The sequence below is a fragment of the Actinomadura geliboluensis genome, from assembly GCF_005889745.1.
Lineage (GTDB): Bacteria > Actinomycetota > Actinomycetes > Streptosporangiales > Streptosporangiaceae > Spirillospora > Spirillospora geliboluensis.
Genome location: NZ_VCKZ01000392.1, coordinates 1 through 8,378, shown reverse-complemented (window position 1 = coordinate 8,378; position 8,378 = coordinate 1). Strand labels below are relative to the sequence as shown.

Sequence of the window (8,378 nt, the reverse complement as noted above, 5' to 3'; positions counted from 1 at the left end):
GCTCACGTACTGGTTGAAGATCGCGGTGTTGTTCCCCGCGGCCGAGGGCACGCCGGCCTGGGAGTTGACCGCCCAGTTGAGGGTTCCGGCCAGCCCGCAGCCGGAGGAGCCGGGGACGGCGAAGGAGTTGTCGACCATGGTCGCCTTGAACACCGGCGGGTCCGTCGACACGTCGACGGGGGTGCTGCCGAAGATCAGGTGCAGCTTGATCGGGTTCCCGTTGGAGCCGATGTAGCAGTACGGGCCGAGGTTCGGGTTGATCACCTTGACCTTGAGGTTCAGCAGGACGTCGCCGTTCTGCAGGTCCATGAACCCGGCGTACTCGGGCCTGGCGTACACGGCGGAGAAGAGGGGGTCGCCGAAGATGCCCGGCTTGACGAGCATCTTGCCGGCCTGGAAGCCGCCGACGATGACTTCTGCTCCAGCGTGACGGGGTCGAAGCCGACCGCGTAGGTGAGGGTGATGGGCGAGGTGATCGCCTGGTCCAGCCTTCCGAGCTTGAACTGGCCGCCGGTGATGATCGCGACGTTGCAGTTCCACCAGGTGGGGTCGGCGCCGGACGGCAGCGCCGGGCACTTGTCGAAGCTGAAGGCCGGGATCGTCTCCGCCGAGGCGGACGGGACGAGGGCGGCACCGGACAGTGCGGTGCCGGCGGCGAGAGCCAGCGCAGCCAGGCTGCTGCGCCGGCGGAACAGTGATCGCACAGCGTTCTCCAGGGGGGTGGGTACAGCGGGGGAAAGGAATCCCGGTCGCATCGGGCGGCTGGAGTGCGTGGCCGTTGGGACGGGACTGGGATGGTGCACTCGGACGGTGGCGGGGCCGCCATTGGGGTTCTGGCGGCCCCGCCTGATCAGGGCGGGGACGGTGTGCCCCGCGCGTGGGTGAGAACGGCCGGGTCGGGGGCGGCCGGCTCAGGAGCGCCGGGTCAGGGCGCGATCGTGAGGTCGGCGCCGCCGGGCTCGGTGAGCACCTGGAACTTGCCGTTGCCGGAGACGGCGGCCGGGCAGCCGGAGGTGTTCTCCGGGTGGGCGACCTTCTGCAGCTGCTGGCCCGTCAACTGTCCCTGCGAGTGGGGGTTGCCGGTGTCGGGCCGGTTCGAGTTGGTGCTGTTGAACAGGTCGATGGTCAGCGGGGTCGTGGTGGTGAGCCCGTAGTGGCAGGTCTCGGTGCGCCCCAGGTTGGTCAGGCGCAGCACCGCCTTGATGTCCACGCTGCTGTTGGGAGCGTTGACCGTCAGGTAGCCGTCGCGGTGGTTGGTGTGGGCGGCGTCGTAGTGCGCCGACGCGCCGCTGTAGGGCAGGTTGTTCACCGTGTAGGTGTCGCTGCCGCCGTAGTTGTTGGTGCAGTTGGTGAGCGAGGCGGTCTTGAGCTGCCCGCCGGAGCCGTCGGAGACGACCGAGGCGACCAGGCTCACGGCGTTGCAGGTGCTGGTGATCAGCCCGATGCCCGGGCCGTTGCCCGAGAACTTGGTGGGGTTGATGTTGGTGACCTTGACGTCACCGTTGTAGGGCGAGCCGCCGGAGCTGATCGTGGTGGCCAGCGCGGCGGACGCGCCGGCGATCAGCAGCGCGCTCGCCCCCATCGCGGGGAGGGCGATCCTGAACGGTTTGCGCACCTTTCCTGTCCTTTCGATCGGGGTGGGAAGGGCCCTCGAAAGGAAACATAAACTGCGGCGTTCTTCAAGAACGATGCCGTACCCAGAACATGAAAGGTTTTATTTCGGACACCCTTGGAGCCCCCGATACTGCGCCCGAAAACTGTGCACGCAGGGTGACGAAGAACATCATCGACACGACTCATCGTCACGGCCGGTGGCGCGGTCTCGCGCCATCAAACCAAGACGGGGTGTTTTTCGGACGCGCGCACGACGTGGCCGGATACGGCCACGTCGTCTGCTCACAAAACGACAGTCCGAGTCATTGGCCCCCCAGTGGGGGACTGGGAATCGCGAACACGTTGACCAATGCATCCCGCAGGCAGGGCAACTTGTGCGCCTCGCCCCGGTTCACCCGATCAAAAATGACCTCGTGCATCCCGCCGACGGCCACCTCGGCCGTCAGTTCGGGTTCGGGATAGTCCGGAACCCGCGCCCGCAGGTGGTCCACCATCATCTTGCTGAAGAGCCGCTTGAGCCGGTCCCTGCGCTCGACGGCCTCCGGGCCGGCCGCCAGCACCTCCACGATGCACATCCGGGCGGCCAGCGGCTCGTCGGCGATGAACTGCAAAAAAGCGCCCAGGCCCGCATGCAACCGGTCCGACAAGGGCGCGTCGGCGTCGACACTCCCGATTACCAACGCGACGACCCGGTCAGTGACCGAATCATAGGCGGCCAGGAATGCCTCCTCCTTGCTCTTGAAATTCTCGTAGAACGTCTTTTTGGAAACTGCGGACCTGCTGACGATGCTGTCGATGGTGAGCTGCGCGTAACCGTCCGATCCGACGGCCTCGATCACCGCCTGCAGAATCCGCGCCCGCTGGTTGCTGGCCACATAGCTGCGTGACAGCCGATGCCGTCCGGACGGCAGCCGTCCACCGCCGTGACCTTGGGGTTCACTGTCAAGCCTCTTCATGACCCGCCGCCATTTCGATTCCCTGAGACCCGGACCACCAAGATTCTACGGTGTGTTCGGAGACGCCGAAAATGAGACTCCTCGACCTCAACTCATAACACTAGTTCTCCCCGGCGCCTGCTGCACGCCATCTTCCTCAGCAGGCCACGACCCGCGCCTGCTCACCCCCTGGGCAAGTCTCTAATCCGCTACAGCGTGAGCAACCCGGCTGGGGAGAAGCCCTGATAAGACTCGATGATTGAGTGGTCTGTGTTCTCTGCCGTCTATGGTGGCGGAAGCGCAGCGGCTCCAGGGGCTCCTACATCGGCGGCCGCTGGGTGGTCTGCGGTCGGTCACGGACACGGGCTGCCCCCGGCCGGTGAGAAGGTCTTCGACAAGCGGCTGCCCAACAGCGAGCCGAAGCTGCGATCGGTGTTCGACAAGCTCACCGCGAAGTTCGGCACCGTCCTCGTGATGGTGGGCCAGGCACGGATCAGGCTGGTCAGCGCTGATGCCCAGTGCTGTCGCCCGGCCCGCGGCCTAGTGGTGAATGCATTGCGCCCCGTCCCGAGCAGGGCTCCTAGGTGAGCCGAAGGCAGCTGGGGGCGCGGCAAGATTCACCGAAATCACTGAGCACCTCACCCAGGGGAAAGACCATGAAGTCGCGTTCCCGTTTGCACGCCCAGGGTCAGCGTCCCCGAGGTGCCGCGGGCGGCGGGGGCGATGCGCACCCTGCGGCTGGTGCGGTCGGAGTGCAGTTCCTCGGCCACGGCCAGGAAGATCTCGACGTCCCGCAGCTCCACCCGCACCTCGTTCCGAGTTCCGATCCATAACAGCCCGGTTATCGATCAGTTCACGAAGTCGCCATTGATCAAGAACAGCGCCCTGACCGAGGCTGGGACCCGTTCAAGGCGCCCGCGCCGCCGCTGCCGCGACTCCTGCCGCCCCCGGCCCGTTGCGACGCCGACCGATCTGCGAAGGACTTCCGTTGTCCCCCGACCCGACCACCGTCCACCCACTGCCGGCCCACCACCGGGTGGTGTTCCTCAAACCGCTGGTCAACTCACCGGCGATCGACGTGGGCGAGTACACCTACTACGACGACCCCGACCACGCGACCGACTTCGAGCACCGCAACGTGCTCTACGCCTACGGCCCCGAACGACTGATCATCGGCAAGTACTGCGCGATCGCGACCGGAACCAGGTTCCTGATGGCCGGCGCCGAGCACCCGGCCATGGGCGTGTCCACCTTCCCGTTCACCATGTTCGGCGGCCAGTGGGCCCAGCAGACCCTGGACATCGTCACCACCATGCCCAGCCGGGGCGACACCGTCGTCGGCAACGACGTGTGGTTCGGCTACCAGTCGATCGTCATGCCCGGCGTGCGGATCGGCGACGGAGCCATCATCGCCGCCGGCGCGGTCGTCACCGCGGACGTGCCGCCCTACACGATCGTGGGCGGCAACCCGGCACGCCAGATCCGGCGGCGCTTCGACGACGCCGACGTGGACCGGCTCCGCCATGCCGCCTGGTGGGACTGGCCCACCGATCTGATCACGCAGCACGCCCGCACCATCATGGCCGGCACCCCAGCCGACATCGAACACATCGCCACCCAGCACCTACGCAGGGAAAGCCGTTGACCATCACGGAACATGTCGTAGCCGACCGCAACGACGGCCCGTATGCCGTCACGACCGGGCCTGACGGTGCGTTGTGGTTCACGCTCGTCCGCGGTGGCGGTATCGGCCGGCTCGTCCCCGGGCGGGAGTCCATCACCCACCGGCTCGATCCGGCGTGCGGGCCGACGATCATCACGACCGGACCGGACGGGGCGCTGTGGTTCACCGAGTACCAGGCGCACCGGATCGGGCGGATCGCCCTCGACGGCATGGTCTCGGAGTTTCCGCTGCCCACCGCGCGTTGCGGCCCGTACGGCATCGCCGCCGGACCGGACGGGGCGCTCTGGTTCACCCAGACCGCCGCCGATCGGATCGGCCGGATCACCACCGACGGCCGGGTCAGCGAGTTCCCGCTCCCCGCCACCGGCGCGTTCCCCTCCGCGATCACCGCCGGTGCGGACGGCGGGATGTGGTTCACCCTGAACCAGGCCAACGCGATCGGGCGGATCGGCATGGACGGAGCGATCGCCGTCCACCCCTTGCCGACCGAGGCCGCAGGACCGGTGGGCATCACCGCCGGACAGGACGGCTCCCTGTGGTTCGTCGAGATCGCCGCCGGGCAGATCGGCCGGATGACCATCGACGGACGGGTGACCGAGTTCGCGCTGCCCGATCGGACCGCCCGGCCGCACGCCATCACGCCCGGCCCCAACGGTGAGCAGTGGTTCACCGAGTGGGGCGGCAACCGCGTCGGCTCCATCACCGGCGATGGCATGATCCAGGTACACGACCTGCCCACCCCCGGCTCGGAACCCCACGGGATCACCCTCGGCCCGGACGGCGCCCTGTGGGCGGCGCTGGAAACCGGCGCCCTCGCCCGCATCACCCGCTGAACGGGAGACGATCAGGCATGCCGTCACGCGCAACCACACCATCATCACCGCCGGGGGCCGCAGCGAATCGGCGCAGTTCTTCCGAGGACTCCCCCGAACTCCGCCAGACGCCCTCATAGGAGGGTTCACCGACCTCCTGCTGACGGGGCAGTGCCCGAAGACCCGGCGGGCCACTCCATCGGACGCTCCAGCCCCTAATCTCTGAACCGCCGGATCATACGAAAGGATCTCATGACACCGCAGACGGCCTTCGACGCGGGCGCGGAATTCGACCGGCAGGTTCACAACCTGGTCGAGCACGAATACCCGGCCATGGCCGGCATGACCCCAGAGCAGTTCCGCGCCTTGGTCACGCCCTTGCGGCCGGTCGCCGTGAACGCCGGGAACCTCGCTCACGAGCCCGACGCCGGCCGACTTTCCTTCCTGCTCGTGGTGCAACGCCAGGTCGTCCCGATCGAGCAGATGATGCCGCGCACCACCCTGCACGGAAAGGCCAAACCCGGTTTCGTCGACCATTCCTTCGAACCCGGATCCCTTGAACGCTTCGTCGCCATCAAGGAGACCGACCTCCCTGACCAGCCGGTCTACCTGCTGTTCGACATCGAACGCGGCGAGGAGTTCTGCGGTGCCATCCCCAACGACGCCATGGACACCATCCGCGACCGGGGACGGACCCTGCTCACCATCGAGGAGGGCATAGCCATGACCACCCAGTTCCCAGAGGTCCTGGTCAAGAACAAATGCTACTCCCTGGGCGGCTCACGCTGCGGCGACCGCCGCGTCCCGGCGATATGGATCAGCAAGAACGCCCCCAAGCTCGGCTGGTGCTGGGAACGCAACCCCCACACCTGGCTCGGAATGGCCTCCGCCGCCCACCGCAATAGCGTTTGAGAGGAATGGGAGTCAGGTGGTGCGGCGATCCTCGATCGGCGCAGGCATCGGGGAAGCCATCCGCACCATCGCCGCCGGGGTGAGGGTCACGGTCGGTGTCGTCCACAAGATCCTCACCGCCGCTGCCGAGGGCACCTCCGTCGGCCAGTCCCCGAATTCCTGACCACGACGCCGTGCCTCCGACCGGCCGGGGCCGGGCTTCTGGGACCAACGGCGAGGGGGTGCTGTGGGCCCACGTCGTGGGGCGGGCCGAGCCCGTCCTACATCGAAGGATGAAGATGACCGTCTGCCCGGGCGCGGCCGTCTTGGATCGCGGCACAGCGCGAGCGCGGCCTCAAGCTCGGGACGCACCTTGACGCGGGTGGAGATCTTCTTCGAGAAGATCCGGGTGCACCCGGCGGCGCGCAACGCCACGAACTGGCTGTCGAGTTCGTGGCCCTGGTGGAACAGAGTGCGCGACCGATCCGGAGCGGCGGCGCCGGGTCGGCGCCCGGGCGGGACGGGCACCTCGAGTAGGTCGGACGGTATGGTCCTAGGCGGCCACCTGGCCCTAGCGGCAGGGCGAGCCTGAGGACGGTGCCCTTGCTGGACGACGGTGTCCACTCGGATCCGGTGGACACCGTCGTCCTACAGCCTGCGGCCGCGCCGGGAGTATTCGTCAGTGCGAGTCCGCGAACGAGACATAGCCGCCGGTGTCAGTGATAAAGACTGGCGTGCCATCCTTCTTTCCAGAGGGTGGCTGCGGTGTTCGCACTCGGGGGGCCAGCCGGTTATGGCACGGAATGGTGCGTCCGCTGACCAGGTAGGTGCCGACCGAGGACGCGGATCCGGTGCGCCGACCGTTCTGCTCGTAGACACCTGAGGTGGTCAACGTCCAGACCATGAACTGGCCGGGCTTGAAGTTGCCCGGATTGATCGTCATCTTCCAGCCGCCTCCCGGCTTGGGGAGATCACTGGGCAGGGTGTACAGGCCGTCCGGCATGTCGTACACGTTCGACGGGAGGTCGACCTGCCTGGCATAGGGCTGCGGGCACACCTTGCCCTCTGGGATGGAGTACACGACCGCCGGCACGCCTAGCGAGCGCAATTCGCGCGAGAGCGCGTCAGCGTCGCGTGAGTCCAGGGTCTTCTCGGTGACCTTGACCGTGACCAGGCCGGACGGATCCCGGGTCACCGCGTAGGCGGGCTGAGCGCTCCCCGTCCAGGTCAGCAGCACACCGGCAACCGCGCACGCCGTGCACGCCGCCCCCGCGAGGCCCCACGCCGATCGCCGGCGCACCACCCCCATGCGGCGCGGCGGCCGAACCGCCGATGCGCGAGCGCCCTTTTCTCTCTTGGCGACAACCGCCGCGGTCAGCTCGATCAGCCTCCGTTCCTGATAGCCCGCAAGCGGAGTGTCATCGGTAGAAATGTTGCTCATGAGGAGGCTCCTTTCGCCAAGGAGGACTGTGGATTAGCGATTGACTGGGCGAGCACCGCATTGTCCGGTGGGAAGGCTGCTTTCAGCCGTTTACGGGCCCGGTGCAGTCGAACCCGGGCGGTACCGTTGCGGATGCCCAGCGCCGCGGCCGCCTCGGCCAGGGTCAGGCCGTCCAGATCGACCAGCTCGATGACACTGCGCAGCCGCTCGGGCAGCGCGGACAGCGTCGAATGCAAGGCGCGCGCCACTCGCTCGGCGTCGATCTGCTCTTCCAACCGGACGATGTCGTCGCCGTCCAGGTAGCGATGGCCTCCCGCCCGCTCCGCCTTGTCCCGCTCACCGGCATGGCGCCGCCACTCGGCGGCCACCACGTTCCGGGCGATGCCCAGCAACCACGCTCGGGGGCTTCCCCGGCCGACCTGATACCGCTCGGCGGTATCGATCGCGGCCAGGAACACCTCGGTGGTCAGATCGTCGACCGTGTGAGGATCGGAGATCCGGCGAGCCACGAAGCGGGTCACATCCGCGACATGCCGCCGATAGAACACCTCCAGCGCCGCCTGATCACGACCGATCGCGGTGACATCCGCCGGATCCGTCCCCACGGCCGGCTTCACATCTCCCATCCAAGGGCCTCCCGCTATGCGCTGTTTGCTCTTCTTGGCGAGAGCGCCTCGTCGTGTTACATCCCACCGGCCCTTCCTGTGCCGGCATTGCGGACCCGAAGCTTGGAACGGACGGTTCTGCCAAGGATCGCGGGCCGCAGCTCTACCGGGCGAAGCTTCGACTCCGCCGCCAGGTCACCCACACCCACCACGGCACTCTCCACATCACCGACACACCCCCAAAATCACCCTGCGCGTCCCCAACACCTTGGAGCGCCCCGGGTTGGGTGGAGGCCCTGAAACCTGGAAGGGTGAGGGGCTATGGCACCCCCGAGAAAGTACTCCGTTGAGCTGCGTGAACGCGCGGTCCGTATGGTCTTTGAGCTGCGCGAGCAG

Annotated in this window: 9 protein-coding genes and 2 pseudogenes; 5 read left to right on the top strand and 6 right to left on the bottom strand. The window is 67.5% G+C overall.

The genetic code is table 11. From position 1 onward, the window contains the following. From ETD96_RS36045 to ETD96_RS36035, 3 genes and pseudogenes are all read right to left on the bottom strand, one after another. Positions 1 to 384, bottom strand: a pseudogene (locus ETD96_RS36045) (hypothetical protein); the annotation flags it as partial. Positions 385 to 925: 541 nt separating this feature from the next. Then, positions 926 to 1,615: a pilus assembly protein gene (locus ETD96_RS36040; protein WP_138640950.1), complete on the bottom strand. Its 690-nt coding sequence runs from the start codon at positions 1,613 to 1,615 to the stop codon at positions 926 to 928. A gap of 301 nt (positions 1,616 to 1,916) precedes the next feature. Beyond that, positions 1,917 to 2,570, bottom strand: coding sequence for a TetR/AcrR family transcriptional regulator (locus tag ETD96_RS36035; protein ID WP_138640949.1), 654 nt, complete (start codon positions 2,568 to 2,570; stop codon positions 1,917 to 1,919). 333 nt (positions 2,571 to 2,903) lie between these two features. On the opposite strand from ETD96_RS36035, the pseudogene ETD96_RS46185 reads away from it, so the two are divergent. Next, positions 2,904 to 3,071, top strand: a pseudogene (locus tag ETD96_RS46185) (IS110 family transposase); the annotation flags it as partial. Positions 3,072 to 3,187: 116 nt separating this feature from the next. On the opposite strand, the gene ETD96_RS46180 reads toward ETD96_RS46185, so the two are convergent. Then, positions 3,188 to 3,352, bottom strand: a complete 165-nt coding sequence (locus ETD96_RS46180) for a hypothetical protein (RefSeq protein ID WP_205719609.1) — start codon at positions 3,350 to 3,352, stop codon at positions 3,188 to 3,190. A gap of 185 nt (positions 3,353 to 3,537) precedes the next feature. Between ETD96_RS46180 and ETD96_RS36020 the strand changes: the two genes are divergently transcribed. The 4 genes from ETD96_RS36020 (at position 3,538) to ETD96_RS45310 (ending at position 6,120) form a co-directional block, all read left to right on the top strand. Next, on the top strand, positions 3,538 to 4,194 hold the full coding sequence (locus tag ETD96_RS36020) for a CatB-related O-acetyltransferase (protein ID WP_138640948.1): 657 nt from the start codon (positions 3,538 to 3,540) through the stop codon (positions 4,192 to 4,194). Positions 4,195 to 4,196: 2 nt separating this feature from the next. After that, on the top strand, positions 4,197 to 5,066 hold the full coding sequence (locus ETD96_RS36015) for a Vgb family protein (protein WP_478209499.1): 870 nt from the start codon (positions 4,197 to 4,199) through the stop codon (positions 5,064 to 5,066). A 231-nt stretch (positions 5,067 to 5,297) separates the two neighbouring features. Then, the gene (locus ETD96_RS36010) at positions 5,298 to 5,957 is read left to right on the top strand and encodes a DUF5701 family protein (protein ID WP_138640946.1); all 660 of its coding nucleotides are present in this window, start codon (positions 5,298 to 5,300) and stop codon (positions 5,955 to 5,957) included. A gap of 19 nt (positions 5,958 to 5,976) precedes the next feature. Next, the gene (locus ETD96_RS45310) at positions 5,977 to 6,120 is read left to right on the top strand and encodes a hypothetical protein (RefSeq protein WP_171069393.1); all 144 of its coding nucleotides are present in this window, start codon (positions 5,977 to 5,979) and stop codon (positions 6,118 to 6,120) included. 495 nt (positions 6,121 to 6,615) lie between these two features. Here ETD96_RS45310 and ETD96_RS36000 read toward each other — a convergent pair whose 3' ends face one another. Both ETD96_RS36000 and ETD96_RS35995 read right to left on the bottom strand, forming a co-directional pair. Beyond that, positions 6,616 to 7,377: a hypothetical protein gene (locus tag ETD96_RS36000; protein WP_138640945.1), complete on the bottom strand. Its 762-nt coding sequence runs from the start codon at positions 7,375 to 7,377 to the stop codon at positions 6,616 to 6,618. Next, on the bottom strand, positions 7,374 to 8,003 hold the full coding sequence (locus ETD96_RS35995) for an RNA polymerase sigma factor (RefSeq protein WP_138640944.1): 630 nt from the start codon (positions 8,001 to 8,003) through the stop codon (positions 7,374 to 7,376). The genes ETD96_RS36000 and ETD96_RS35995 overlap by 4 nt, the downstream gene beginning before the upstream one ends. Between the last annotated feature and the right edge of the window lie 375 nt (positions 8,004 to 8,378).

Coding starts and splice junctions, on each gene's coding strand:
- ETD96_RS36035 (WP_138640949.1), bottom strand. CDS start 2,570: ATGAAGAGGCTTGACAGTGAACCCCAAGGTCACGGCGGTGGACGGCTG.
- ETD96_RS36010 (WP_138640946.1), top strand. CDS start 5,298: ATGACACCGCAGACGGCCTTCGACGCGGGCGCGGAATTCGACCGGCAG.
- ETD96_RS36000 (WP_138640945.1), bottom strand. CDS start 7,377: ATGAGCAACATTTCTACCGATGACACTCCGCTTGCGGGCTATCAGGAA.
- ETD96_RS35995 (WP_138640944.1), bottom strand. CDS start 8,003: ATGGGAGATGTGAAGCCGGCCGTGGGGACGGATCCGGCGGATGTCACC.